The sequence below is a fragment of the Sphingobium sp. DN12 genome (genome assembly GCF_051058005.1).
GTDB lineage: Bacteria > Pseudomonadota > Alphaproteobacteria > Sphingomonadales > Sphingomonadaceae > Sphingobium > Sphingobium yanoikuyae.
The window spans coordinates 545,312-571,234 of record NZ_CP173717.1 but is presented as its reverse complement, the minus strand read 5'-3'; the positions used below and the strand labels follow the sequence as shown (position 1 = coordinate 571,234).

29 protein-coding genes are annotated in these 25,923 nt (G+C 65.4%); 14 read left to right on the top strand and 15 right to left on the bottom strand.

Annotated features, from left to right (window positions below):
- Window positions 1–2: 2 nt before the first annotated feature.
- Window positions 3–341 carry a DMT family protein gene (locus ACI6S0_RS02800; RefSeq protein ID WP_097382498.1) on the top strand — a complete coding sequence of 113 codons (339 nt, stop codon included), beginning with the start codon at window positions 3–5 and terminating at the stop codon, window positions 339–341.
- 130 nt (window positions 342–471) lie between these two features.
- Here the strand turns inward: ACI6S0_RS02800 and ACI6S0_RS02795 are convergent, their stop codons facing one another.
- A complete protein-coding gene (locus ACI6S0_RS02795; protein ID WP_434404863.1) occupies window positions 472–1,617 on the bottom strand; it encodes an isovaleryl-CoA dehydrogenase in 1,146 nt (381 codons plus the stop codon).
- 85 nt (window positions 1,618–1,702) lie between these two features.
- Here ACI6S0_RS02795 and ACI6S0_RS02790 point away from each other — a divergent pair, with 85 nt between their 5' ends.
- The gene (locus tag ACI6S0_RS02790) at window positions 1,703–2,575 is read left to right on the top strand and encodes a LysR family transcriptional regulator (RefSeq protein ID WP_434404862.1); all 873 of its coding nucleotides are present in this window, start codon (window positions 1,703–1,705) and stop codon (window positions 2,573–2,575) included.
- A 152-nt stretch (window positions 2,576–2,727) separates the two neighbouring features.
- On the opposite strand, the gene ACI6S0_RS02785 is transcribed toward ACI6S0_RS02790, so the two are convergent.
- Window positions 2,728–3,573: a hypothetical protein gene (locus ACI6S0_RS02785; protein ID WP_434404861.1), complete on the bottom strand. Its 846-nt coding sequence runs from the start codon at window positions 3,571–3,573 to the stop codon at window positions 2,728–2,730.
- Window positions 3,574–3,911: 338 nt separating this feature from the next.
- Here ACI6S0_RS02785 and ACI6S0_RS02780 point away from each other — a divergent pair, with 338 nt between their 5' ends.
- A complete protein-coding gene (locus ACI6S0_RS02780; protein WP_434404860.1) occupies window positions 3,912–5,093 on the top strand; it encodes a BamA/TamA family outer membrane protein in 1,182 nt (393 codons plus the stop codon).
- 9 nt (window positions 5,094–5,102) lie between these two features.
- Here ACI6S0_RS02780 and ACI6S0_RS02775 read toward each other — a convergent pair whose 3' ends face one another.
- Window positions 5,103–5,252 (bottom strand): hypothetical protein, encoded by a 150-nt coding sequence (locus ACI6S0_RS02775; protein WP_434404859.1) that lies wholly within the window; start codon window positions 5,250–5,252, stop codon window positions 5,103–5,105.
- A gap of 59 nt (window positions 5,253–5,311) precedes the next feature.
- Between ACI6S0_RS02775 and ACI6S0_RS02770 the strand changes: the two genes are divergently transcribed.
- Window positions 5,312–6,808: a glycosyltransferase family 39 protein gene (locus ACI6S0_RS02770; RefSeq protein WP_434404858.1), complete on the top strand. Its 1,497-nt coding sequence runs from the start codon at window positions 5,312–5,314 to the stop codon at window positions 6,806–6,808.
- 13 nt (window positions 6,809–6,821) lie between these two features.
- Here the strand turns inward: ACI6S0_RS02770 and queA are convergent, their stop codons facing one another.
- From queA to ACI6S0_RS02745, 5 genes are all read right to left on the bottom strand, one after another.
- The gene (gene queA / locus ACI6S0_RS02765) at window positions 6,822–7,850 is read right to left on the bottom strand and encodes a tRNA preQ1(34) S-adenosylmethionine ribosyltransferase-isomerase QueA (RefSeq protein WP_434404857.1); all 1,029 of its coding nucleotides are present in this window, start codon (window positions 7,848–7,850) and stop codon (window positions 6,822–6,824) included.
- A gap of 25 nt (window positions 7,851–7,875) precedes the next feature.
- Entirely contained in the window at window positions 7,876–8,649 is a 774-nt protein-coding gene (locus ACI6S0_RS02760; protein ID WP_004211219.1) for a peptidylprolyl isomerase, read from the bottom strand.
- A gap of 120 nt (window positions 8,650–8,769) precedes the next feature.
- On the bottom strand, window positions 8,770–9,282 hold the full coding sequence (coaD, locus tag ACI6S0_RS02755; protein ID WP_010337450.1) for a pantetheine-phosphate adenylyltransferase: 513 nt from the start codon (window positions 9,280–9,282) through the stop codon (window positions 8,770–8,772).
- Window positions 9,283–9,285: 3 nt separating this feature from the next.
- Window positions 9,286–10,191, bottom strand: a complete 906-nt coding sequence (locus ACI6S0_RS02750) for a polyprenyl synthetase family protein (RefSeq protein ID WP_313229889.1) — start codon at window positions 10,189–10,191, stop codon at window positions 9,286–9,288.
- Between the two features lie 8 nt (window positions 10,192–10,199).
- Window positions 10,200–10,457 carry an exodeoxyribonuclease VII small subunit gene (locus tag ACI6S0_RS02745; protein ID WP_004211214.1) on the bottom strand — a complete coding sequence of 86 codons (258 nt, stop codon included), beginning with the start codon at window positions 10,455–10,457 and terminating at the stop codon, window positions 10,200–10,202.
- Window positions 10,458–10,647: 190 nt separating this feature from the next.
- Here ACI6S0_RS02745 and ACI6S0_RS02740 point away from each other — a divergent pair, with 190 nt between their 5' ends.
- From ACI6S0_RS02740 to ACI6S0_RS02720, 5 genes are all read left to right on the top strand, one after another.
- A complete protein-coding gene (locus ACI6S0_RS02740; RefSeq protein WP_004211213.1) occupies window positions 10,648–11,031 on the top strand; it encodes a hypothetical protein in 384 nt (127 codons plus the stop codon).
- 176 nt (window positions 11,032–11,207) lie between these two features.
- Window positions 11,208–11,543 (top strand): glycine zipper 2TM domain-containing protein, encoded by a 336-nt coding sequence (locus ACI6S0_RS02735; RefSeq protein WP_004211212.1) that lies wholly within the window; start codon window positions 11,208–11,210, stop codon window positions 11,541–11,543.
- A 79-nt stretch (window positions 11,544–11,622) separates the two neighbouring features.
- Window positions 11,623–13,800: a phosphoribosylformylglycinamidine synthase subunit PurL gene (gene purL / locus ACI6S0_RS02730; protein WP_434404855.1), complete on the top strand. Its 2,178-nt coding sequence runs from the start codon at window positions 11,623–11,625 to the stop codon at window positions 13,798–13,800.
- A gap of 90 nt (window positions 13,801–13,890) precedes the next feature.
- Window positions 13,891–14,364: a hypothetical protein gene (locus ACI6S0_RS02725; protein WP_434404854.1), complete on the top strand. Its 474-nt coding sequence runs from the start codon at window positions 13,891–13,893 to the stop codon at window positions 14,362–14,364.
- Window positions 14,365–14,475: 111 nt separating this feature from the next.
- Window positions 14,476–16,146, top strand: coding sequence for a glycoside hydrolase family 43 protein (locus tag ACI6S0_RS02720; protein ID WP_434404853.1), 1,671 nt, complete (start codon window positions 14,476–14,478; stop codon window positions 16,144–16,146).
- On the opposite strand, the gene ACI6S0_RS02715 is transcribed toward ACI6S0_RS02720, so the two are convergent.
- Window positions 16,104–16,877 (bottom strand): methyltransferase domain-containing protein, encoded by a 774-nt coding sequence (locus ACI6S0_RS02715; RefSeq protein WP_434404852.1) that lies wholly within the window; start codon window positions 16,875–16,877, stop codon window positions 16,104–16,106. The two genes, ACI6S0_RS02720 and ACI6S0_RS02715, sit on opposite strands and share 43 nt — an antisense overlap.
- 220 nt (window positions 16,878–17,097) lie before the next feature.
- Here ACI6S0_RS02715 and ACI6S0_RS02710 point away from each other — a divergent pair, with 220 nt between their 5' ends.
- The 3 genes from ACI6S0_RS02710 to bfr all read left to right on the top strand — a co-directional run bounded on the left by ACI6S0_RS02710 (window position 17,098) and on the right by bfr (window position 19,207).
- On the top strand, window positions 17,098–18,342 hold the full coding sequence (locus tag ACI6S0_RS02710; protein ID WP_434404851.1) for a DUF418 domain-containing protein: 1,245 nt from the start codon (window positions 17,098–17,100) through the stop codon (window positions 18,340–18,342).
- Window positions 18,343–18,396: 54 nt separating this feature from the next.
- The gene (locus ACI6S0_RS02705) at window positions 18,397–18,567 is read left to right on the top strand and encodes a (2Fe-2S)-binding protein (protein ID WP_004211205.1); all 171 of its coding nucleotides are present in this window, start codon (window positions 18,397–18,399) and stop codon (window positions 18,565–18,567) included.
- Window positions 18,568–18,727: 160 nt separating this feature from the next.
- Window positions 18,728–19,207, top strand: coding sequence for a bacterioferritin (bfr, locus tag ACI6S0_RS02700; protein WP_004211204.1), 480 nt, complete (start codon window positions 18,728–18,730; stop codon window positions 19,205–19,207).
- A gap of 128 nt (window positions 19,208–19,335) precedes the next feature.
- Here the strand turns inward: bfr and ACI6S0_RS02695 are convergent, their stop codons facing one another.
- Complete coding sequence (locus ACI6S0_RS02695; RefSeq protein WP_099230855.1) at window positions 19,336–19,743, bottom strand: (deoxy)nucleoside triphosphate pyrophosphohydrolase; 408 nt, start codon at window positions 19,741–19,743, stop codon at window positions 19,336–19,338.
- A gap of 80 nt (window positions 19,744–19,823) precedes the next feature.
- On the opposite strand from ACI6S0_RS02695, the gene ACI6S0_RS02690 reads away from it, so the two are divergent.
- Together ACI6S0_RS02690 and ACI6S0_RS02685 are read left to right on the top strand one after the other, a co-directional pair.
- Window positions 19,824–20,009 (top strand): Flp family type IVb pilin, encoded by a 186-nt coding sequence (locus tag ACI6S0_RS02690; RefSeq protein ID WP_037518206.1) that lies wholly within the window; start codon window positions 19,824–19,826, stop codon window positions 20,007–20,009.
- 133 nt (window positions 20,010–20,142) lie between these two features.
- On the top strand, window positions 20,143–20,304 hold the full coding sequence (locus ACI6S0_RS02685) for a Flp family type IVb pilin (protein ID WP_004211201.1): 162 nt from the start codon (window positions 20,143–20,145) through the stop codon (window positions 20,302–20,304).
- Window positions 20,305–20,380: 76 nt separating this feature from the next.
- On the opposite strand, the gene ACI6S0_RS02680 is transcribed toward ACI6S0_RS02685, so the two are convergent.
- From ACI6S0_RS02680 to ACI6S0_RS02660, 5 genes are all read right to left on the bottom strand, one after another.
- Complete coding sequence (locus ACI6S0_RS02680) at window positions 20,381–21,859, bottom strand: M48 family metalloprotease (RefSeq protein ID WP_434404849.1); 1,479 nt, start codon at window positions 21,857–21,859, stop codon at window positions 20,381–20,383.
- 80 nt (window positions 21,860–21,939) lie between these two features.
- A complete protein-coding gene (locus ACI6S0_RS02675; RefSeq protein WP_004211198.1) occupies window positions 21,940–22,884 on the bottom strand; it encodes an acetyl-CoA carboxylase carboxyltransferase subunit alpha in 945 nt (314 codons plus the stop codon).
- An 11-nt stretch (window positions 22,885–22,895) separates the two neighbouring features.
- Window positions 22,896–23,825 (bottom strand): tyrosine recombinase, encoded by a 930-nt coding sequence (locus tag ACI6S0_RS02670; protein ID WP_434404848.1) that lies wholly within the window; start codon window positions 23,823–23,825, stop codon window positions 22,896–22,898.
- Window positions 23,826–23,839: 14 nt separating this feature from the next.
- On the bottom strand, window positions 23,840–25,669 hold the full coding sequence (locus ACI6S0_RS02665; protein ID WP_434404847.1) for a hypothetical protein: 1,830 nt from the start codon (window positions 25,667–25,669) through the stop codon (window positions 23,840–23,842).
- A 5-nt stretch (window positions 25,670–25,674) separates the two neighbouring features.
- Entirely contained in the window at window positions 25,675–25,860 is a 186-nt protein-coding gene (locus ACI6S0_RS02660; protein WP_004211192.1) for a hypothetical protein, read from the bottom strand.
- Between the last annotated feature and the right edge of the window lie 63 nt (window positions 25,861–25,923).

Below are 25,923 nucleotides of genomic sequence, written 5' to 3'. Positions count from 1 at the left end.
CCATGCCCACCATCATCCTCCTCATCCTCTCCAACCTGTTCATGACCACCGCCTGGTACTGGCACCTCAAGGGCGGCATGAACAAACCGCTGATGCTGGTCATCCTGATCAGCTGGGCGATCGCCTTCGTCGAATATTGCCTGGCGGTGCCCGCCAACCGCATCGGCTTTGCCCATGGCTGGTCCGCCGGACAACTCAAGATCGCGCAGGAAGCCATCGCCCTCGTGATCTTCGGCGTCTTCATGGTGACGGTGCTGGGCGAGCCGCTCCACTGGCGCCACGCAGCGGCCTTTGCCTGCATCATGGCGGCGGTCGGCTTCCTGTTCGTCGGGCGGAGCTGAATCAGGGAAGAATAGTGCCAGCATGCCCCCCCACCCGGCCGCCCACGACAGTATCCTGATCGGGTGGCCGGGTGGGGGTGCGGGCCGGTGCGGCCAAATGCGCTCTTTCGCGCATTTGCAAACAGACCCCTCACGCGCCGATCAGTTCGCGGCCGATCAGCATCCGGCGGATCTCGTTGGTGCCGGCACCGATGTCGAGCAGCTTGGCGTCGCGCATATAGCGTTCGACCGGCCAGTCCTTCGTGTAGCCCGCGCCGCCCAGCGCCTGCACCGCCTCCAGCGCGACCTTCATCGCATTCTCGCTGGCGAGCAGGATGGCGCCGGCCGCGTCGAAACGGGTGGTCTTGCCCGCATCACAGGCTTTGGCGACGGCATAGACATAGGCCCGCGCGCTGTTGAGCGCGACATACATGTCGGCGACCTTGGCCTGCATCAGCTGGAACGCGCCGATCGGCTTGCCGAACTGCCTGCGCTCGCGAACATAGGGCAGCACCGTGTCGAGACAGGCCTGCATGATGCCGAGCTGGATGCCGGCGAGCACGGTGCGCTCATAGTCGAGGCCCGACATCAGCACGCCAGCGCCACCGTTCAGAGGCCCCATGATGTTCTCCTCGGGCACTTCACAATCGTCGAACACCAGTTCGGCGGTCGGACTGCCACGCATGCCGACCTTGTCGATCTTCTGGCCGATCGAGAAGCCGGCAAAGCCCTTCTCGATCAGGAAGGTGGTGATGCCCTTGGAGCCCTCACCGGTCTTGGCATAGACGACGAGCGTGTCCGCCTCGGTCGCATTGGTGATCCAGAATTTCGTGCCGTTGAGGACGTAGCGATCGCCCTTCTTCTCGGCCTTCAGCTTCATCGACACGACATCGGAACCGGCGCCGGCCTCCGACATGGCCAGGCTACCGACATGCTCGCCGGAAATCAGCTTGGGCAGATAGCGCGCCTTCTGCGCGTCATTGCCCCAGCGGCGGATCTGGTTGACGCAGAGGTTTGAGTGCGCGCCATAGCTGAGACCTATGGAGGCGGAGGCTCGTGCCACTTCCTCCTGCGCCACCACATGCTCCAGATAGCCCAGGCCCAGGCCGCCATCCGCCTCGTCCACGGTGATGCCGTGCAGGCCAAGCGCGCCCATGGCGGGCCACAGGTCGCGGGGGAACCAGTCCTTGGCGTCGATCTCAGCCGCCAGCGGGGCGATATGATCGGCGGCGAAACGGGCGGTGCTTTCGCGGATCATGTCCGCATGCTCGCCCAGGGCGAAATCGAAATCACTCATTGGCATCTCTCCTGCGCCGCACCCTAGTCCTGAACGCAGCAAGGGAAAAATTGAAACCACGGGCAGGAGTGTATAGTTTCCATCTATGATCGAACGTTATCTGCTGCGCTATTTCCTGGCGGTCGTGGACCAGGGCAATTTCTCCCGTGCGGCGGCGCATTGCCTGGTGTCGCAGCCGACCCTGTCGGTCGGCATCGCCAAGCTGGAACAGGCGGTCGGCGCGCCCTTGTTCCTGCGCAGCAACCAGCGGGTCGAACTGACCGAGGCCGGCAGTCGTCTGCTGAGCCACGCCCGGCGGATCGAGCGCGAGTTCAACCTGGCCGAACAGGCGGGCGCGCAGACGGCCGAAATCCAGACGCTGCGCATTGGCCTGCTGACCAGCATCGCCGGCGCGCCGGTTGCGGCCGCGGTCGCCGCCTGTCCGGCCGAGGCGCACGGACGGGTGGAGTTTATTCCGGGGTCGGAACGCGAATTGCTCGGGCGGCTGGATGCCGAACGGATCGACGTGGCGCTGACTCTGGTGCGGCCGGGCGCAGAGGACCGCTATGCCGCGCAGATATTGGCAGAGGAAGGCTATGGCCTGGCCCTGCCCGTCGACCATCGCCTGGCCGGACGCGAGACGATCGCGGCGGAGGAACTGGCGGGCGAGACGATGATCGTGCGCCGCCATTGCGAGGCGCTGTCGGCGACCAGCCGCTATTTCGTCGATCGCGGCATCCGCCCGCATTTCGCGTACAGATCAACCAATGACGAGCGGGTGATGCAGATGGTGGCGGCCGGCCTGGGCGTCACGGTGATGCCGCTGGGGTATGCATGGCCCGGCATGGCGCGCGCCAAATTACGCGATTTTGGCGAACGGCGGACGATCGGCCTGCTCCATGGCCCCCGCGCCATTCCCCTGCGCGAGACGCCACCGCCGATGCTGCGCGCATTGGCGGTGGCGTTCGGCAAATTCTAAGAGAGTGGTTGAGAAATCGCGAAAGAGCGATTTCCGATACGGCACCAGCCCGCTCCCCCACCCGGCCACCCATAGAATACTGCCGTTGGGTGGTCGGGTGGGGGAGCGGGCTGGTGCCGGAATGCGCCGGATGGCGCATTCTCAAACAGACTCTAGATCGCCGGCGTAGCGACCGGCTTGCGCCAGATGTCGAAGGTGCCGGGCGGCTGCTGTTTCAGCGTCTCGCGCAGTTCGATCATCGGTCCCTGGCTTTCGACGATATTGCCGCCCGCCGGCCGGTCGATATCGATAATCAACATGTAGGACATGGTGAAGAGCAGGAACAATATGCCCGCCAGCATCCGTCCCTGCGTTTCCGACCGGGCATAGCCCAGCATCCCCGCGGTCACCGCGATATAGAGCCACAGCGCCAGGAACACCTCGCCCGGCACCCGGACCTTGCGCGCCGCCTTGCGCGCGCTGTCCATGTCGATCACCTCGTTGACGGTCGAATGGAGCGAGGAGGCCAGCGCGGAATTGCCGATCGTGTCGGTCGCCGCCAGCGTGCCGGCCCATAGCTCGACCAGCAACCTATCGCTGGCGACGACCAGCGGCGCCATCTTGTCCGGGCTGGCCGTGCCCAGTTCGACGCGGTTATTGGTGTAGTTGACCAATATTTGCGACAGGCGCGTGCGATGCGGTTCGGGCAGGCCCTGGACCCGCAAATAGCTGGTGCCGATGGCATTGGCTTCCTGTAGCACCAGCGCCCGGCGCGTTTCGAACCGGCCGACCGCCAGCGCGAAGGTGAAGCCCAGCAGCAGCGCGACCAGGCCGATCACGGCGGAGACGATATAGCCCTCCGCCCCGCCTTCTTCCTTGGCGCCCTTGTGCGTCAGCAGCAACCGCACGCGCCGCCGCAGGACATAGCCGGCCGCCGCCGTCAGCATCATGGTTGCCAGCATCAGCAGCCCGACCAGCAGGATGGGCAGTTTGTCCAGAAATTCCGCCAGATTGGCCATATGACCCCCTCAGTCTATCGGGGGCAGCATGTCCCGTTTCGGGGGCCGGGAGCCATCGGGCGAAACACCGGCATGGCTCAGGGATTATCCCTAGTGGTGACCGGTCGGCGCCGGGCTTCCATGACGATAGCCCGACGCGCGAGCAAGGCACCCCATGCGCAGGGGCGTCGCCATTTCAGCCGCTTGCGCATGCCCTGCTCCGCAGCCCGACCGGGCATAGTCCCCCGAACATCATGGCGCAATTGGACGGCTGCGCCATCGAGCCGCGCAGGGGCGCCCGCCACGCTTCAGTGTTTGTCCCGATGGTTCGCCCGTCGCCGATGGGGGATGGAGAGAATATGGCCATCCGCCCCGCCCTTTTTGCTGGCCCACGCATGATCCGGCGCCATCGTCTCGGGTGGCTGGCGCTTGCGTCCGTCCCCTGCCTGTCATCGGGCATGGCGACGGCCCAGAGCGAGACCGACGCGAACAGCCTGTCACGCGCCCTGCCCGCCGAAGACAGGACTGCAGCCTCCCCCACCCGCAAGCCCCAGATCCTCTTCGCGCCCGTGCCGCTGTCCAATCCGGCAACCGGCACCGGCCTCGCCGCCGGTGCCATCGCCTTCTACAATCCCAATGCCGCGCCCCAGCAGTGGATCAGCGCTGGCGGCATCATCTATACCTCGCGCGGGACCAGGGGCGTCGGCGCCTTTCATTCCATGTCGTTCGACAAGGATCGGCTGCGCTTCAGCGCCAGCCTCTCCTATATCGACGATCGCAACGACTATTATGGGATCGGCGCGGCTGCGGGCGATGACGGCATCCATCGCGAAATCGACAGCAAGCAGTTCAACATCGACCTCCAGGCGTTGATGCGCGTCTTCCCGCGCGGCTATGCCGGCATCCGCTATCGCCTGCGCACCACCGACGCGCGGCTGAAAGAGGCGGAGGCCGAATCCTTGCCGGCGCCGCCGCCCGACGCCATGAACAGCAATCTGTCCGCGATCGGCCCCAGCTTTGCCTATGATACGCGCGACAGCGCGACCCAACCGCATCGCGGCGTGATGTTGAGCGCCAACTGGCTGTTCGGCCTGCGCGCCCTGGGCGACAGCTATAGCCATGACAAGTTGCAGATGGCCGCCAACAGCTATCTGCCGATCGGCGCCGGCACGGTGATCGCACTGCGGGGCGCGCTATGTGCCGCCGGGGGCAACGCCCCTTATTATGATCTGTGCCTGTTCGGCGCGAACAACGATCTGCGCGGCTATGTCACCGGTCGCTATCGCGACAAGGCCAGTTGGGCGACGCAGGCCGAATGGCGCCAGCATGTCAGCGGTCGCTGGGGCGCAACCGCCTTTGTCGGGCTGGGCGGCATCGCGCCATCGGCCGGCACGATCATCGACAAGGGCAAGCTGCTGCCGGCCGGCGGCATAGGCCTGCGCTATCGTCCTTTCCGCAGCAATGACGTGCAGTTGCGCGTCGACCTTGCGGCGGGAAAGGACGATCATGCCATCTATGTCGGGATTGCGGAGGCGTTCTAGCCGCCAGGTTCAGCCCTGCGGCAGCAGCAGCGAGGAATCCCCATAGCTGTAGAAGCGATAGCGCCACGCGACGAAGATCCCGCTTTCCTCGGCGAAGGCCGGGATCACACTGTCCTCGCCGGCCGCGACATCGCGCCCGATCGAACCGCCCGCCTTCACTTATCCATATATTAACCATGGCAAATCACTGTCCTCGCAATTCATCCGAGGATCCGATCTTGCCCGAGACTCCCGCCGCGCGCCGGTTGCCCGCGACACCGATCATCCTGCTGACCGGCAGTTTCTTCCTCCTTGGCGCCCTCTATCTGGTCGGCATGCGCTTAAGCTTGGCGAACACGACCCCATTGTGGCTCGATGAAACCTGGAGCGGGATGATCGCGACGCGGCCGGACTGGTCGTCCTTCTGGCGCGAGGCCTGGCTCGATTGCAATCCGCCACTCTATTATCTGCTGCTGACAGGCTGGGTGACGCTGTTCGGCGACAGCAATCTGATGCTGCGTCTGCCCTCCATCCTGTTCGTCCTCGTCGCCGCCCTGTTGCCGTTGCTCTGGCGCCCGCGCACGCTTGGTCGCACCGGCGCCTGGACATGGGCCGCCCTCCTCTTTCTGTGGCCGCCCAATCTGGGCATCATGGTGGACGCACGCGGCTATGGCCTGATGATGATGCTGTCGACCGCATCCTGCCTGACCGTTGCGCACCTGCTTGAGCGATTGACGCTGCGCTGGGCGATGCTCTGGGTCGGGCTTGGAACACTGATGTTCCTCACCCATTATTATGCCGCCGTCCTGATCCTGGGCCAGATACTGGTGCTGCTGTACCGACATCGCCTGAACCTGGCGCGGATGTGGCCGGCGATGATCGTGGCGGCACCGGGCCTTGGCTGGTTCGCCTATCATCTGCCCCGGCTGGCAGACTATGCGCGCGACGATGTCGCCTGGTATGATCCCACCAGCCTGTCCCGAGCGCTGCTCAACCTGGCCTTTGTCCTGGGTGCGCAGAATATCATCGCCCTGTTCGCGGTCATCGCGCTTGTCATCGTCGCCACAATCCATATGCGACGCCGGACATCCGCTATCCTATCGAGCGGCAGCGACCCGTTGCCGCTCACGGCACTGACGGCGGTGATCGGCTTTGCCATTGCGATCCTGGTCAGCCTGTTCCAGCCGTCCCTGACCGACCGCTATCTGGTGCCACTGGTGCCAAGCGCAATGCTGGGCCTGACCCTGTTGATCCAGCGCACGCCGCGCCCCGATCATGCCGCACTGGGCATGGCTTTCGCCTTCATGGCGCCCGTCCTCAACCCCGCGCTGATGCGGACCGGACTGGGCGACCGAACGATCTACGGCTATGAACAGGGCAGCGACTTCATCCGCGCGGAACGGCCCGACCGCGTCCTGTTCCTGTGGGATTCGCCCTCGGCAAAGATCATGGATCGCGCATCGCTTGCGGCGATCGGCGGCTATTTCCTGACGCGGGCTGGAATGGACGTGCCCGTGGAACCGCTGGTCGTCGACCGTAGGGCCGACCCGAACGCAATATTGCGCGCCCATGCCATAAGCGACCGCCCCGCGCTGATCTGGCTATATAATGCCCATTATCGTTCGGCCGCCAAGGACCATCCACCGACATTGCAGGATGACCCTTCCTGGCACTGCAACCGCGGCACCCGCACCGACATCGTCGGCAGCATCGCCTGCGTCAAACGAGTGCAGTAATGACCGATTGCCGTCACGGCAGCAGCAGCGAGGAATCCCCATAGCTGTAGAAGCGATAGCCGGCGGCGATCGCATGGGCGTAGACCTGTTGCATCCGATCGCGGCCCATCAAGGCACTTACCAGCATGAACAGGGTCGATTTGGGCAGGTGAAAATTGGTCATCAGCCCGTCGATCGCGCGGAAGCGATAGCCGGGCGTGATGAAGATGCGGGTTTCGTCGGCGAAGGGGCGGATCACGCCATCCTCACCGGTCGCGCTTTCGAGCAGGCGCAGCGAGGTAGTGCCGACCGCGATGATCCGGCCGCCGGCCGCGCGCGCGGCGTTCAGGCGATCGGCCGTGTCCTGATCGATCCGGCCCCATTCGGCATGCATGCGATGGTCGTCGGTATCGTCCGCCTTGACCGGCAGGAAGGTGCCCGCGCCGACATGCAGGGTCAGCGTTTCGGTCAGCACACCGGCCTGCGCCAGTGCGGCGGTGAGGTCGGGCGTGAAGTGCAGCGCGGCGGTGGGGGCGGCGACCGCGCCATCCTCGCGCGCGAACATGGTCTGGTAATCGCTGCGGTCACGCTCGTCGGTGGCGCGCTTGCTGGCGATATAGGGCGGCAGCGGCATGCGCCCGGCCCGTTCCAGCAGAATCTCGACCGATTCCTCGCCCTCGAAATCGAGGGTGACGCCGCCATCCTCGTCGCGCGGGCCGGCGATCGCGGTGACGCCGGCACCGAAATCGATCCGGTCGCCATCCCGCACCCGCTTGGCATTGCGCAGAAAGGCCTGCCACTGGCGCAAGCCCAGCCGCTTGTGCAGGGTCGCGCCGATCCGCGCCTCACCCCGCATCCCTTCGAGCTGGGCGGGAATGACGCGAGTGTCGTTGAAGACCAGCACATCGCCCGCGCGCAGCAGCGATGGCAGGTCGCGCACGATGCGATCCTCCATCGCGCCGTCACCGGGCACGAGCAGAAGGCGCGCCGAATCGCGCGGGCTGGCCGGACGGAGCGCGATATTCTCCGCCGGCAGATCGAAATCGAACAGGTCTACACGCATGACGATGGCCCTTCCGGGCGCAAACTCACTTCTTCTTGGGGGCCGGCTTCTTGGCCGGGGCAGCCGGCTTCTTCGACGGCAGCGCTGCGGGTTCGGGCGCCGGCGGCGGGGGCGGCGGTGCCAGCACCGGCGGCTTGCCGTCGCTCTCGATCGAGGCCTGCAGGATCACGGTCGGGTCGGCCGGCGGCTCGCCCTCATGGATCGCGTCGACATATTGCATGCCTTCGATCACGCGGCCGAAGACGGTATATTTCTTGTCGAGCTGCATGCGCGGCAGCAGCACGATGAAGAACTGGCTGTTGGCGCTGTCCTCGCTCTGGGCGCGGGCCATCGACAGGGTACCGCGCAGATGCGGCATCGGGTTGAACTCGGCCTTGAGGTCGGGCAGCGTCGAACCGCCGGTGCCGTCCCCCTTGGGATCGCCGCCCTGGGCCATGAAGCCGGGGATGACGCGATGGAACTTCAGGCCATTGTAGAAGCCCTGGCGGGTCAGTTCCTTGATCCGCTCGACATGATTGGGGGCGATGTCCGGGCGCAGCTGAATGCGCACGCGGCCGCCGCTCGACAGATCAAGATCCCAGATATTCTGCGGGTCGGCCGGAATGGTCGCCGGCGGCAGCTGCGGCGTCAGCTGAGCGCCCAGCGACTTGGCATTCTGCTCCGCCTTCGCAGCGGTCTCCGCCTTCTTCATTTCCTCGGCACCGCCGCCGCCACCGCCGCCACCCTGGGCGAAGGCCACGCTGGACGCGGTGAGGGCGAAACCGATCGCCACGGTCTTGAGCGCGGAAGTGAAACGCATGCGAATAAGCTTTCCTTAGATCTTGCCCGGGAAGGTCAAGCCGTCCTGATAGCGCCCTGATCGGGATTGGCAACTGAACGCGGGCTGAAACGAGACGGCAACAATGAAGGCAACCCGTTCCTAGCCCTGCCCTTTAAGGCCGAGTGCGGCAACCCGCGCCTCCACCTCCTCGCGCACGGCGGGGCTGACGAACTTGTGGATCGGCCCGCCATAGAGGGCTATTTCCTTGACCAGACGCGACGCGATCGGCTGCAACGAGACGTCGGCCATCAGGAAGACGGTTTCGACCCGGCTGTTGATCTGCTGGTTCATGCCCGCCATCTGATATTCATATTCGAAGTCGGCGACGGCGCGCAGGCCCCGGATGATGACGCTGGCCCCCTGCGATTCGGCAAAGTCCATCAACAGCGAGTTGAAGCCGGTGACGACGATTTCGGTGTCGATGTCCGCACATTCGCGGCGAACCATGTCCAGCCGCTCCTCGTCGGAAAACATCGGCGACTTGCTGATGTTTGTGGTGACGCCGATCACCAGCTTGTCGACCAGCTTCGCGCCGCGGCGGATGATGTCCATATGGCCAAGGGTGATGGGGTCGAAGGTGCCGGGATAGACACCGATACGCGACTTGCTCATGATCTAGCGGTCCCTCTCCACAATATAGTCGGCAATGGCGCGCAGCAGGTCCGCCTCCGCGCCATGACCGTGCAGGTGCGCCTTGGCCTGTTCAACGAGCAGGCGCCCCTGTTCCCGCGCCCGGTCTACCCCCAGGAGCGAGACGAAGGTTTCCTTGCCGGCGGCGGCATCCTTGCCCAGCGCCTTGCCGGCGAGGGCCGCGTCGCCCTCCACATCGAGCAGATCGTCGGCAATCTGGAAGGCAAGGCCGATGTCGCGGGCATAGCCGTGCAGGCCGGTGCGCGCTTCGACCGGGATGCGCGCCATGATGGCGGCGGCATCGACGCAGAAGCCGATCAGCGCACCGGTCTTGAGATTTTGCAGTCGGGTGACGGTGGCGAGATCGAAGCGGGTCTTTTCCGCCTCCAGGTCCATCATCTGCCCGCCCGCCATGCCGGCCGGGCCGCTGGCGACGGCGAGCGCCTTTACGAGGTCGATGCGGACGAAGGCATCGGGATGGGTCTGTTCGTCAGCGAGGATTTCGAAAGCCAGATCATGGAGGCAATCGCCGGCCAGGATCGCGGTTGCTTCATCGAACGCCTTGTGGACGGTCGGCTTGCCGCGCCGCATATCGTCATTGTCCATCGCCGGCAGATCGTCATGCACCAGCGAATAGACATGGATGCATTCGATCGCGAGGCCAACGCGCAGCGCGGATTCGCGGGAAATGTTGAACAGGTCGCAGGTCGCCTGCACCAGCAGCGGCCGCAGCCGCTTGCCACCCCCGATCGCGGCATGGCGCATCGCTTCATAGAGGCGATGGCGCGGATCGTCGGGGATCGCGAGCAGCGCGTCGAACGCCCGGTCAATATCGGCCGCGACCGTTGCCGCACGGGCGGCGACCAGCGCACCTGCCGCGCTCCGTTCCATGCAGTGGGTCAATCCGCGCCGAACGGCTGGGCGCCGGTGATGGCGCCACCGGCATCGACGGTCAGCTTGCTGATGCGCGCCTCTGCCGCCTGCAGCCGCTCGGTGCAGCGCTTGCGCAGTTCTTCACCCTGGGCATAGAGCGAGATCGACTCATCGAGCGGGACATCGCCACTTTCCAGCCGGCGGACGATCGATTCGAGTGCGCGCAGCGCATCCTCGAACGACAATTGGGACAGATCCTTTTGCGGGGTATTTTCCTCAGCCATGCGCCTGCATTGACCGCCCCTGTCCACGGGGTCAAGCGCGGATGACATGGCAGCAGACCTAAGGCCGCTCAATAGTGGGTCAATCCCGCCGCTGTCACGCAAACGTCATGACGTCGCTGCACAGGCGTGGCGGAATTCGGGCAGTTTTGCGTTGACGCACAATGTTGCAAGCGCACATAAAAGGATCGCTATGAAATATTATCTCCCCCTCATCGCCGTTGCCGGCCTGACCATGCTGTCGGCCTGCAACAAGAGTGACGAACCCGAAGTCGTCGGCGGCCCCGCCGATCCGATGGCTGCCCAGCTTGCCAACGCCGCGCCGGTCGAGCTGCCGCCGTCGGTCAAGGCCAACAAGCAGTTCCGCTGCAAGGACAACAGCCTGTTCTTCGTCGACTATATGAGCGACGACAAGAGCGCGATCCTGCGCACCGAAAAGAATGGCGCGCCCACCATGCTGAAGGCGGCCGAAGCCGGCCAGCCCTTCACCGCCGAAGGTGGTTATGAGGTCAAGGGTTCGGGCAACGACGTGACGATCACCGTCCCCGGCAAGTCGGCGCAGGCCTGCCACGTCTGATCGCAGCATTGCCTGAGTCTTTTTTCTGACCGGGGCCGGTTCTTCCCTAGGAACCGGCCCTTTTTTCATGCCCGGTGCCTTTCCTGAACGACAGATAACGTGCCGGTTCAGGATGTTGCCAGCCAGGGTGGCAGAACAGCCTCGTACCAGAGATAAACAGGTCGAGGAGATGACCCATGAACTTCAAGAAGAGCCTGATCGCCATGGCCCTGGCGACCGCAACCGTCGCCACCGCCGTTCCGGCGACCTCCTTCGCCCGCGGCCATGACCGTGGCTGGCACCGTGGCGACCGCCATTATGACCATGGTCGCTATTCCGACCGTCGCGGCTATCGCGGTGACTATCGCTGCCGCAAGTCGGGCGGCACCACCGGCCTGCTGCTGGGCGGCGTTGCCGGTGCCCTGCTGGGCCGCGCGGTCGACACCCGCGGCGATCGCACCACCGGCACCGTTGTCGGCGCCGGCGCCGGCGCCCTGGCTGGCCGCGCCATCGACCGCAACAGCAGCTGCTAAGCGACTTAAGGGCGGCGGCCATGACTTGGCCGCCGCCTCCCCATTGTGAATCCCGCGCCACGCGTCTAAAGGCGCGCTCATGTCCAGCAGCGCCCCCCAGATCACCCCGCAGATCGTTGCCGAGCACGGTCTGTCCCCCGAAGAATATGATCGCGTCCTGAAGGCGATCGGCCGCGAGCCGAACCTGACGGAACTCGGGATCTTTTCGGTCATGTGGTCGGAGCACTGCTCTTACAAATCCTCCAAGATCCACCTGATGAAGCTGCCCACCAAGGGTCCGCAGGTGATCTGTGGCCCCGGCGAGAATGCCGGCGTGGTCGACATCGGCGATGGCCAGGCCGCCATCTTCAAGATGGAAAGCCATAACCACCCCAGCTACATCGAACCCTATCAGGGCGCCGCGACCGGCGTCGGCGGCATCCTGCGCGACGTGTTCACCATGGGCGCCCGCCCGGTAGCCAACATGAACGCACTGCGCTTCGGCCGCCCCGACCACCCCAAGATGAAGCATCTCATCAGCGGCGTGGTCCATGGCATTGGCGGCTATGGCAATTGCGTCGGCGTGCCGACCGTGGGCGGCGAGGTCAATTTCCACCCCGCCTATGACGGCAATATCCTGGTCAATGCGATGACCGTGGGCATCGCCGACACCGACAAGATCTTCTATTCGGCCGCCAGCGGCGTCGGCAACCCGATCGTCTATGTCGGTTCCAAGACCGGCCGCGACGGCATCCATGGCGCGACCATGGCCTCGGCCGATTTCGGCGAGGATAGCGAAGAGAAGCGCCCCACCGTCCAGGTCGGCGACCCCTTCACCGAAAAGCTGCTGATCGAGGCGTGCCTGGAACTGATGGCGTCGGACGCGATCGTCGCGATCCAGGACATGGGCGCCGCCGGCCTCACCTCCTCCAGCGTCGAAATGGCGTCGAAGGGCGGCGTCGGCCTGCACCTCAAGATGGATGACGTGCCGCAGCGCGAAACCGGCATGACCACCTATGAGATGATGCTGTCGGAAAGCCAGGAGCGCATGCTCATGGTGCTCAAGCCCGGCCGCGAAGCCTTTGCCGAGGCGATCTTCAAGAAGTGGGAACTCGACTTCGCCGTCATCGGCCATGTCACCGACACCGGCCGCATGGTGCTGGAGCATAAGGGCGAGATCGTCTGCGATATTCCGCTTGCCCCCCTGGCCGACGATGCGCCGCTCTATGACCGTCCCTCGATGCCGAAGGACGAATATAAGATCTGGTCGAAGGTCGAACCGCTGGGCGATATCGCCGAGAGCGCCGACATTGGCGCCGACCTCGTCACGCTGATGGGCAGCCCCGACATCGCCAGCCGTCGCTGGATCTGGGAACAATATGACCATATGGTCGGCGCCGACACGGTGCAGCGCCCCGGCGGCGACGCCGCTGTGGTCCGCGTCCATGGCAGCCGCAAGGGCATTGCCATCAGCACCGACTGCACCCCGCGCTATTGCTATGCCGACCCCTATGAAGGCGGCAAGCAGGCGATCGCGGAATGCTATCGCAACCTGAGCGCGGTCGGATCGACCCCGCTGGCCGTCACCAACTGCCTCAACTTCGCCAATCCGCAGCGCCCCGAAATCATGGCGCAGCTGACCGGCTGCCTGGAGGGCATGGGCGACGCCTGCCGCGCGTTCGACTTCCCGATCGTGTCGGGCAATGTCAGCCTCTACAATGAATCCAAGGCGACCGGCGGTGGCTCGGCGATCCTGCCGACCCCGGCGATCGGCGGCATCGGCCTGCTGGCCGATATCGACGTGATGGCGACCGTGGCGTTCAAGAATGAAGGCGACGCGATCTGGCTGGTCGGCGGCGAAGGCACCCATCTGGGCCAGTCGATCTGGCTGCGCGAGATTGCAGGCCGCGAAGCGGGCGATGCGCCCAAGGTCGACTTGGCGGTCGAGCGCGCCAACGGCGACGCCGTCCGCGCACTGGTCGTCGCGGGCACGGTCAATGCCGTGCATGACATTTCCGACGGTGGCCTGATCGTCACGATCGCGGAAATGGCGCTGGCCGGCAAGATCGGCGCGACGCTGGACGTGGCGCTGAGCACCGCTTCGGCGTTCGGTGAAGACCAGAGCCGCTATGTCGTCACGGCACCGGCCGGCGTCGAGATCGCAGGCGCGGTCAAGATCGGCACCGTTGGCGGCGACAACGTGGCGGGCGTGTCGCTCGACGCGCTGCGCACCGCGCATGAGGGCTTCTTCCCCGCGCTGATGGACAGCGAACTCTAAATCTTTCCGTCCCGCCGGGTGCAGCGCATCCGGCGGGACAAGTTCATCCCAATCTGCCATGATCCACCCCGAGAAAATGGGGAGCGCACCATGCGCGAGAGGATCATCCGGGCGACCTTGGTCGCCGGCACACTCGACATATTTTCCGCCTTCGTCTTTGCCGGCATGGCAGGCACGGCGCCGCATGCGGTGCTGCAATTTGTCGCGAGCGGCCCGCTGGGCGATCGCGCGCGGGGCGACCCCGCCTGGCTATGGGCGATTGCCGGCCTGGCCGTCCATTTCGCGATCATGGCCTGCATGGCGGCCGCCTATATGCTGATCGCGCAGCGGCGCCCTGCCCTGCGCCGCCATCCGGTCGTCGCCGGTCTGCTCTATGGCCTGCTGCTCTGGGCGATCATGTACTGGATCGTGCGGCCGTGGCGCTGGCCCGCCATGTGGCTGCCCGCCGCCTATGCCGCGCTGCCGATCAGGCGGATCGCCTGGAATATCGGCAACCAGCTCTTCTCCCACTGCATCCTGGTCGGCCTGCCGATCGCCTTCATCGCGGCCGGGCGCCGACGATAGATAGTGACAGCGAAGTTGACATATCCAGGCCGTTTGCGCGCGCAGGGCTGGATTTTTGATAGCGCTATCAATTCCTCTCTCCTATGCTCGGCAAAAATGGGAGGAGAGGATATGCGCAAGACCCGTCGTGCCGCCTTGCTGTTGCTGGCCGCCATTGCCGGCCCGGCCCTGGCAGGCCCCGCCCGCTTCAGCGATTTCCGCTATGACGGTCGCGCCCAGGAACAGGTGACGCCCGGCCCGGACGACTATCGCAACCCGATCCTGTCGGGCTATTATCCCGATCCATCGATCACGCGGGTTGGCGATACCTATTATCTCGTCAACTCCTCCTTCGCCCATTATCCGGGGCTGCCGGTCTTCCGGTCGAGCGACATGGTGCATTGGCGCCAGATCGGCAATGCGATCGACCGGCCCGACCAGTTTGATTTCAGCGGCCTGCGCAGTTCGCGCGGCATGTTCGCGCCCGACATCTCCTTCCATGACGGGCTCTTCTACCTGGTCGGCACCTGCGTCGATTGCGGCGGCAATTTCGTGATGACGGCAAAGGACGCGGCCGGGCCGTGGTCGAAACCGCACTGGCTGCCGTTCGAGGGGATTGATCCGTCGATCTACTGGGAAGGCGAGCGCGCCTTCATCGTCAATAATCGCGCGCCGGCCGAACCGCCCCGCTATGAGGGACATCGGGCGATCTGGGTGCAGGAATTTGACTGGCACGCGCTCAAGATGACCGGCACGGCGACCCAGATCGTCAATGGCGGCGTCGACATCAGCCAGAAGCCCTCCTGGATCGAGGGGCCACATCTGCTGAAGCGCGAAGAGTTTTATTATCTGATCGCGGCCGAGGGCGGCACCGGCGACCAGCATAGCGAAGTGGTGTTCCGCGCCCGCGACCTGCGCGGCCCCTTCACCCCCTATGCCGGCAATCCGATATTGAGCCAGCGCAGCCTGGACCCGGCCCGGCCCCATCCGGTGACATCGGCCGGCCATGCCAAGCTGGTGCAGACGCAGGCGGGCGACTGGTGGGCGACCTTCCTCGCCACCCGCCCCTATGGCCCCGATCTCTACAATATCGGGCGCGAAACCTTCCTGCTGCCGGTCGCATGGCGCGATGGCTGGCCGCATATATTGGAGGCCGGCAAGGCCATTCCCTATGCGGCGAAGCGCCCGGCCCTGCCCGTGCGCGATGCCGATGCGCCGCCGACCAGCGGCGATTTTGCCTATCGCGACCGGTTCGATGGGCCACGCCTTAGTATGGACTGGATCGGGCTGCGGACGCCCAAGGTACCGCTTTACCGGTTGGAGGCGCGCGCGCTGGTGCTGGACGGCACGACGGCGCTGGGCGACCTCAGCGGCGCCCCGGCCTTTGTCGGGCGGCGCCAGCAGCATCATGTCGCGACTATCAGCACGGACCTTCTCTATCGGCCGGAGCCGGAGGGAGATCTGGCGGGGCTGGCGGCCGTGCAGTCCGATCGCTCCTTTTTATTCTTCGGCGTGACGCAGAAGGACGGGAAACAGCAGATCGCCCTGATGCTGCGCGAGGACAGCGATCGTGACAGGCTGGTCGCTGCCGCGCCGATCGATCCGGCCAAGCCCGTCCGCCTGATCATCGCCCTTAATGGCGGCACGGCGCGCTTCGCCTATGGCGTCGACGGGCGGGAGGCGGTGCTGGCGCGCGATGTCGATATCCGCTTCCTCAGCACCCATGAGGCTGGCGGCTTCGTCGGCACGGTGGTCGGCCCCTATGCCTGGGCCGCGCGCGTCACCCGGCCGATCAGCAACTGATAGACGTCGCGGCCGCCCACCTCGTCATAGGCGGCCATGACCCGGCGCAGCGCGGCGGGGGAGAGCGGCCGGCGCCCCTCGTCCGGCACCACCGCGCCGATGCCTTTGAGATGGCCGATCAGCGCACGGGCGCCCTGCCCGTCCAGCAGGACGGTCTCGTCAAAGGCGAAGGCGTCGCCATAGGCCGCCAGCATCGCCCGCAGCGCGTCGAGCGAGGGATAGACAGGGACGCCGGGTGTCAGATCGCAGGTGGCATGGGCGGCGCGCCACTGGGCGAAACTGCCCTGCCCCATGGTCGAGAAAATGAGGCTGCCACCGGGGCGCAGCAGCGCCACCAGCCGCGCGATCGCGGCGGGCAGATCGTCAAACCATTGGAAGGCAAGGCTGGAGAGGATGAGGTCGAACCATTCGCCCTCGAACGAGGGTGCCTCCCCATCCATTGCGAGGAAAGTGCCGGCGACCAGCCCGGCCGATGCCGCGCGGTCCAGCATCTTTGGCGAGATGTCCGTGGCGACCAGTTCCGCACCGGGCCAGCGGGTCTGGATGTCGCGCGTGAGCAGGCCGGTGCCGCAACCGATTTCCAGGATGCGCGCGACGCCGTCCGGACTCTGCCGCTGGGCAATGTCTGCGACCAAAGCTGCGGCCGTCCGCTGCGGCCCGGCATGGTCGTCATACCGGTCGGCCGCCGCGCCGAAGGAGTCGCTTATCCGTTGCTTGCGGCCATCATTCATGGGTAGTGGTCCGATTCTGACATTTGGCTGCGCTGCCCACTAGATTGTGACCAAATGTCAGAATCTATTGGACCACTAGAAATTTCGATTCTGGTGGATTTTTCGATTTTGACATTTGCATCCCGCCGACAAGCCAAGGGCGCGCAAATGTCAAAATCAATCCACCAGCCGCATGGCAGAGCCATGGCCGCTTGGCCAGCATCTTCAAGGATCGCCCCGCATGACCGCCGCATCGCCCCGTATCCCCGCCATGGACGTGCTGCGCGGCTGCGCGGTGATGGGCATATTGTGGATGAACATCACCGCCTTCGCCCTGCCGCAGAACGCCTATTTCAATCCGGTCGCGGCCGGGCCGATGTCGGCCGGCGACATCGCCTTCTGGGCAAGCAGCCTGATCCTGGTCGACGGCAAGATGCGCGGGCTGTTCTCGCTGCTGTTCGGGGCGTCGATGCTGCTGCTGATCGACCGGGAGGAAATGGCCGGGCGGGATGGCACGCGGACGCAACTGGTGCGCGGCGGCTGGCTGCTGGCAATCGGCCTGCTGCATCACATATTGCTGTGGTGGGGCGACATATTGGTGACCTATGCGGTGGTCGGCACCATCGCCCTGCTCTTTGCCCAGAAGGAGCCGCTGGCGCTGGTCAAATGGGCTTTTCTCGCCTTCCTGATCCACTTCCTGATCTGCGGCGCCTTCATCGCCAGCCTCTATGGCTGGGCTCATGCCGCCGCCGCACCCGGTGCCGCCGCCGCGACGCGCGAGGGACTGGACAGCTTCCTCGCTGGCCTGTCCGACCCCAGCAGCCCGATCATCCAGCAGGATATCGCCATCTACACAGGCAGCTTCGGCGGGATCGTGCGCCATCATCTGACCGGCTTTGTCGGCGACTGGCTGTGGACCTTCCTCTTCACCGGGCTCGACACGCTGGGCTTCATGCTGCTGGGCATGGCGATGCTGAAGGGCGGATTCCTGATCGGCCGCTGGCCCGCCGATCAATATCGGCGGACCGCGCGCCATTGCTTCCTGATCGGGCTGGTGCCGATGATCGGCCTGACCATCTGGGTGGTGGCGAGCGGTTTTGCCCCGCTGACCGCCTTTTCCACCGCGCTGCTCTGGTCCTTCCCCTTCCGCATCCCGCTGGCGGTCGGCTGGGCGGCGCTGATCCTGTGGCTGCTGGCGCGGCATCGCGATCACTGGCTGGTCGGTCGGATCGCCGCGACCGGGCGCATGGCGCTCAGCAATTATCTGGGCACCAGCCTCATCATGACGGCGATCTTCTATGGCTGGGGGCTGGGGCTGTTCGGACAGGTGCGCCCCGCGACCTTTCCGCTCTTCCTTATCGCCGCCTGGGCGGTGATGCTGCTGTGGTCCAAGCCCTGGCTCGACCGATTCGCGATGGGGCCGGCCGAATGGGTGTGGCGCAGCCTGCAACAGGGGAAACTGCAAAAGATTCGCAGGAGCGCATGATCTTCTATTGCGATCCATTAGCATCTGGCCTATTTCACGGGTCAGGAGAATCCAATGGTCGTCTGTGTTTGCAATGCCATTCGCGAAAAGGATCTGCGGGAAGCGGCGCGCGATGGTGCCGATACCCCCTGTAGCGCCTATGCCCGTTTCGGCCGCCGTCCCAAGTGCGGCCAGTGCGTCGGCTATGCCCGCACGATCATCGCGGCGGAGCGCGCGACGGCCTGAATAGATTGCGAAGCAGGCGCAGTAAAAGGCCCCTGACAATCGCGAACACCACGCAATAGCTGCCTGAAAAATGGCGGTTTTCTGCGCCTTTCCGGCTTAACAACCGGATGCGAAACCTTTATATGTCCGGCATTCCCAATAACAGCCGGAGCATAGCGCCATGAAGGGCGACCAGAAGGTTATCGATTATCTGAACGAGGTCCTCAAGAACGAGTTGACCGCGATCAACCAATATTTCCTCCACTATCGCATCCTCAATCACTGGGGCATCGAGAAGCTCGCCAAGTTCGAATATGAGGAATCGATCGACGAGATGAAGCACGCCGACAAGGTGGCGGAGCGCATCCTGTTCCTCGACGGACTGCCCAATTTCCAGCTGCTCGGCCGCCTGAAGATCGGCGAAACCGTCGAGGAAATCCTCAAGGCGGATCTGGAGCTGGAATATGAGGCGCTGCCGGTGCTGCGCGACGCGATCGCCTATTGCGAGTCGATCAAGGACTTCGTCAGCCGCGACCTGTTCCAGTATATCCTCGAAAGCGAGGAAGAGCATGTCGACACGCTGGAAACCCAGTTCGAGATGATCGAGCGCATGGGCATCCAGAATTATGTCCAGCTGCAGAGCAAGGCCAAGGAAGACTGAGACTGACGCGCGGGGCCGGCTGTCCGGCGGTTGGCCCCGTTTACAGGCTGCGGGGGAAGGCGCGCATCGCCCTTCCCCTGCCCTTTATGGCCTAACCTTGCACCATCGGTGCAGAGCCGGATTTCCCGTCAGATGAGCGCGTCGAGAATGCCGATCAGCGGCAGGTCGGCCGGTGGCATGTCGAGCGCATACATTTGCGCGGGCCGCACCCATTGCAGCGCGGTGGCATGGCGCGCTTCGGGCATCCCTTCCCATTTGCGGCAGACATAGAGCAACAGCAGCAGATGCTTATTCTCCAGCGGCGCGCTGGCGAAGGTCGCGGGCGCCAGGCAGCTTTCATGGGTGCGGATCCCCAGTTCCTCCTCCAGTTCGCGCACCAGCGCCGCCTCGGGCGTTTCGCCCGGCTCGACTTTGCCACCGGGGAACTCCCACAGGTCCGCCATCGGCTTTCCGGGTGGCCGTTGCTGCACCAGAACGCGCCCATCGGCATCAATCAGGGCGACAGCGACGACCAGAAACGGGGTAAAACTCTGCATAACGCTCCCTTGCGAGGGCTTTGTTAACCGTGGCTGCTTTACACACGAATTGTGGAGTGTCTGTAGCCAAGCGGGGTCATATGCGCGCGATCATCGAATTCGTCACGAAATCCGCGCTTTCGCGATGTGAGCGGGGGGCAACCGCCGTCGAATATGGCCTGATCATCGCCATGGTTGTGCTGGCTATGATCGCGGCGCTGAACAATGTCGCGACACGAACCACCGGCATGTGGAACAATGTCGCCGAAGAAGTTACCAAGCATTAACCAATAAATTCTGACACGCCACTTTCCGCATTAAACTTTTCTCAACCGAGCCAAACTAGACAGGTCTTCGCTGACCTAATCCAAAGCGGGGCGGCCGGGTAGTTTAACGTAACGTTTGTCAAGGAGACATCACATGCAGTTCATTCGCAAGATGCTGAAGAACGAAAAGGGCGCGACCGCCATCGAATACGGCCTGATCGCCGCTCTGATCGCCGTGGCCGCCATCGGCGCCATGACCAGCCTGGGCTCGAAGCTGGGCAGCACCTTCAACAACGTTTCGGGCAACCTGAAGTAAGCTCGAAACCGATGTTAGAAAAGGGCGGCGGAAGCAATTCCGCCGCCCTTTTTCTTTGCCTGGAATCTGCCGAATCTTACCAGGTGACGATCTTCACCCGATCGCCCGGTTTCAGCACGGAGCGTTCGTTGAGGGCGTTCAGCACCAGGAAGCGCTCCAGCGGATAATCGCTATAGGCCATGCGGCGGCCAAGCGACTGGACGGTGTCGCCCGCCTTGACGGTCACCAGATTGACCCGGCGCGGCTTGATCGCCGCCGCCTCCTGCGCCGACAGGCGCTGGACCGAACGGACCATCGAGTCGAACGGGCCGATACCCTTGCCCGCCGGGGTCAGCAGCAGGAAATGATAGGCCTTTCCGCCGCCGAAATCATAAGCGAAGACGGTGGCGTCGATCTGACCCGACTTGGTGCTGGCGCGCACCGTGCGCCAGGCGGCCGGCAGGCCGTTGATCGTTGTGCGCTGCACCTCACCCGCCGGCGGCGCGCCAGCATTACCCGCGAGTCGCTTGAGCACCGAATCGATATAGGTCGACAAATTGCCATTATAGGCCATGCCGCCGAACTGCGCCTGACCGCCCGAACCGGTGATGCTGACCGCGTCCGCGCCATTTTCCATGCCGAAGCCCGAGGGCGCGGTGAAGGACAGGCGCAGGTCGGGATGGCGGAAGCGGCTGCCGTCGATCACGCCCTGCTTGGGATCATCGCCATAGAGGACGCCATTGAGCGCCGTCAGGAAGGCATCGCGGTTGCGCAGCGTGCTGGTCGCGCCGGTGCGCGAGGCCATCTGCGCCGCCCGATCGACGCGTTCGCCCGGATCGGGATGGGTGCTGGCCCATTCGGGCATGGAGCGCGCGTCGCCCGACACACGCTGGTCCAGACTGGTCTGCGCCGCGAGCGAGGCGAGCATGTCCGACAGCGCACGGGGATCATAGCCGGCCGAGGCGAGGTAGCGGATGCCCAGATCGTCCGCCTCATATTCCTGGCTGCGCGAGAATTTGAGGGTCAGAAGCTGGCTGCCGGTGCCGATCCCCTGCTGCAGCACCCCGCCCAGCGCCGAATCGCCCAGCAGGGCACCGGTCAGCACCTGCAGCAGCGCGCCGCCGATCGCGTTGCGCTGCGCCGCCTGCTGGCGCCGCTGGCCATGCTGGGCGGCGACATGGCCGACTTCATGGCCCAGCACGCCGGCCAGTTGCGCCTCGTCATTCATCAGCGCCATCAACTGGCGCGTGACATAGACATAGCCGCCGGGGATGGCGAAAGCGTTGTTGACCGGGGAGTTGAGCAGGGTGACGGTGAAATCGCCCTGCGCGTTGGAGAGGCCCGACTGGACCGCGATGCGGCGTCCGACCGTCTCCACATAGCGCGCCTGCGGCCCGACATAGGCGCCGCCAAATTCCTTGAGCAGTTCGGGATGCTGCTTGGCACCCGATGCCTTGTCCTGCGCGCTGATCGAGGAGACGGTGCGAATCGCCCGCTGCTGCCCCAGCACCGCCGGCGCCACGCCCGCGACGATCAGGCCGACGCCAAGGCCAGCCGACAACCATGTCCGATTCATTCCATTCCCATCCTTGACACCCTGCCCCTGTTACCGTGCCGTAACGAGCGAGGACAGGATGCTGTTCCGGGAAATTGACGTCAGATACCGATGGCCAGGAACTTGTCGGCGCGATCGGTGCGCAGCGCCTGCGGTTCGAGGCCGGACAGCGCGTCCAGTTCCTCGCCAATGGCTGCGCCCAGATTGGCGATCGCCTGCACCGGCTCACGATGGGCGCCGCCCACCGGCTCGACGACGATACGGTCGATCACGCCCAGGCCCTTGAGATGCTGCGCCGTGACCTGCATCGCGGTCGCCGCGTCGCTGGCCTTGTCGGCGGTGCGCCACAGGATCGAGGCGCAGCCTTCGGGCGAGATCACCGAATAGACGGCATGTTCGAACATCAGCACGCGATTGGCCGCGGCCAGCGCCACTGCGCCGCCCGAGCCGCCCTCACCCACCACGGCCGCGACCATGGGGACGCCGAGCGCCAGACAGGCTTCCGTCGAACGGGCAATGGCTTCGGCCTGGCCACGTTCTTCGGCCTGAACGCCGGGAAAGGCGCCCGAGGTATCGACCAAAGTGACGACCGGCAGGCCGAACCGGTCGGCCAGTTCCATCAGGCGGATCGCCTTGCGATAGCCTTCGGGCTTGGCCATGCCGAAATTGTGACGGACGCGGCTGGCAGTGTCGTCGCCCTTTTCATGGCCGATGACCATGACCTTGCGCTCGCCCAGCGTCGCGAAGCCGCCGATGATCGCCTGATCGTCGGCAAAGGCGCGGTCGCCGGCCAGCGGCATGAAATTGTCGAACATGCCCGCGACATAATCCTTGAAGTGCGGGCGTTCGGGGTGGCGGGCCACCTGCGTCTTCTGCCAGGGCGTCAGCTTGGCATAGATGTCCGACAGCATCTTGTCGGCACGCTGTTCCAGCGTGTTGATCTCGCCACTAATGTCGATGTCGCCGACGGAGGCCGTCTGGCGCAGTTCGATGATGCGGGCTTCCAGCTCTGCGACCGGCTTTTCAAATTCGAGAAAGCTTACCATGGCGGATGGCGTTAAGGCGCGGACGCGTCGCCGTCAACGCGGGGATGCGCGATCCTGGCTTGCATGCCGGCCAGCGGGTGCCGGCTGTTGACCAGTTCGACCAGCCGGCGGCTATCGACATGGGTATAGATTTGCGTCGTGCCGATATCCGCATGGCCCAGCATGGATTGCAGCGCGCGCAGGTCCGCCCCGCCCTCCAGCAAATGGGTGGCGAAGGCATGGCGCAGCACATGGGGGCTGACCCGTTCGGGCGCGATGCCGGCCGCCGCGGCCAGTTGCTTCACCAGCTGATAGAGGCGGATGCGGCTGACATGACTCTTGCCCGAGGGGAAAAGCCAGGGGCTGTCCGCCGGCACATGGGTGAGCCAGGTCGCAACGGCGGCACGGGCGCGGTCGGAGATCGGCACCAGCCGCTCGCGCGCCCCCTTGCCCTTGATGATGAGGAAGGGGCGATCGACCGCCAGCGCCTTGCGCGGCAGCGAAACCAGCTCGGTCGCGCGCAGGCCCGAGCCATAGAGAAGTTCGATCAGCGCCGAGAGCCGCAGATCGAGCGGCGCGGGATGGTCCGTCTCCACCCGCTGCGCGATCAGGGCAAAAAGCGAATCGACCTCCTGCGACGACAATATCTTGGGCAGCGGCCGGCGCGTGACCGGCCGGGGCAATGCCGCGCCGGGATTGTCGGCGCGCAGCCCCTCCTCCTCCAGAAAGGCGTAGAAAGCGCGCAGCGCGGACGCCTTGCGCGCGACGGTGGAGGCCGCGAGCGGCGCCCATTCGCCGGCGAGGCCGCCGAGCGCATCCTGGCTGGCGGCGGCAAGCCCGCCGACAATCTCCCCGGCGCCCTGAAGGTCGGTGCGATAGGCAAGCAGCGTGTTGCGCGACGCGCCTCGTTCCGCCGCCATCATTTCGAGGAAGCGGTCGATCAGGACGGCGTCGTCATTCATCGCCCCGGACCGGGTCAGGACAGGCGGGTCAGGGCCTCGGCCGCGATCATCCGCGCCTCCGGGTCCAGCCCGACGCGATGCAGCGCCGCCACCACATGATAGAGATGGCCGGCCGGCAGGCGATGCCAGTCGCGCCCCTGCATGCCAACGGCAGCGAGCAACGCCACGGTCGCCTTCTCGCCCCGCTGCGACGCGGCGTCGATCGCTCGCGCCCAGCGGCTGTTGGCGGCCAGGGTGAAGCCATTATCCTGCGCCAGCGCGGCTGCATCATTGGCCGACAGGCGCGACAGGCCCGCCAGCGCGGCGATCAGCATCCGTCCCTTTTCAGGGCCGGCTTCGCCGACATAGCTGGAGATGCGACTGCTGCCGCTGTCGACGACCGTGCTGGGCGCGCCGACCGCGAGCAAGGCCCAGAAATCCTGCGCGCCATCGCCATCGATCTGGCCGATCGCCTGCGCCCAGCGGGCCGCATTGCGATCATAGCCGGCGGTCAGCATCGCCGCGACCAGATTGGCAGCATCGCGCGCATCGGCCTGCGACACCGGCAGTGCGGCCGCGGCGCGGGCCGTGGCGATCAGGCCGACATAATCGGGCGCGCCATTGTCGCGCCACAACGTCTGCATCGCCTGGATGCGGGCACCCGCAGTCGGGCCGGAATAGGCATTGCGCAGCGCATCGACGCGATCGGCCAGATCGGACGCAAGATCGCCTTCGCTGCCCAGCTCGGCATAGAAATTGACCAGCGCCTCGCTGGAGAAGACGCCCAGTCGCGCCGCGACTTCGCTGCCCGGCAGGCGGCGCACGGCGGTCAGCGCCGGCGCGCGGGCTTCCCAAGCACGGACGTGCGGGCCGACGCTACCGAACATGTCGTCGGGGATCGGCACGTTGAGCGCCGTCGCCAGGCCATAGCGCCAGGCGGTGAGGCCATCGACGCCGTCCCATTCGATCTTGACCGAACGGCGCGCATTGAAGCCCGCGCCGACCATCTTTTCGGCCAGGCGATAATCGATGCCGCGCACCACGCCCTTGCGCTGGGCCTGGTTGAGCGCGGCGCTGGCGGAACCCTGATCGCCCGACAGCGCCGGGCAGATCGCCCGCGTCATGTCCCAGCCCGGTTCCTTGCTGGTGCGCAGCGCGCCCGCCGACAGCGGGCACAGGCCCGCCGGATCGGCGGTCGCCAGATAGGTCTGCATCGCGATCGCGTAGAGGCGCGGCGTATATTTGTCGGGGTCGACGCTCTGCACCAGCAGCCGGGCGCTGTCCGCCTCGCCCATGCGCAGCAGCAGCCAGGCGCGCTCGGCCGCCCAGTCGGCGCCATTGATGCCGCGCGGCGTGTCGGTCGCGCTGAGCAGCGCGCGCCGCAGCAGGATGGAGGCCCAGCGCGACAGGATCGGCGCATGGGTCTGCTTCATTAGCGTGGCGAGATAGGGGCCATATTCCGCGCCGAAGGCGTCGGGTTCCATGCCGCGCGTGGCCGGCGTCAGCGGGCCGATGCGGTCGAGTGAGCGGCGCGCGCTCTGCGGCAGGTCATATTTGGCCTTTTCGGCGGCCAGTTCGTCCGCGCTCATCGCCTCGGCGGCATTCTCCACCGCATTGGCGACCGACAGGTCGAGCGGCTGGACGATTTCGCCCGACGGCGACGGCGTGACCGGCACGGTCGGGACGACCGGTGCGGGCGATGCCGGACGGGCCGGCTGCGCGGGCGTGGGGGTCGGCGCCGGGGCCGGATCACCAAAGCCGGGCGGCAGCAGCGATTCGGGCGCCTGCTGCGCGACGACCGGCAGCGCCAGGGCGAGCGCAAAGCTGCCCAGCGCCCATTTCGCATTCCCCCGCAGGCGGCTCATGCGGCTTACTGACCCAGTTTCTCGGCCGGGATGACCTTCTCGACGGGCTGTTGCGGCTGTTCGCCACCGCGCGACCAGAGCACGCCGATCAGCAGGACAAGAACCAACACCGCCGCGATCGGAAGGATCGGCAGACGGGTGCGACGGCGCGAACCGCCTTCGAAACTGCTCAGGGAACGATTATTCTTCATGGTCTCTTCTGCGGCTGGCCCGGCGATGTTTGCCGGACGACAGGGGAAAGTTGCGTTTGCCTC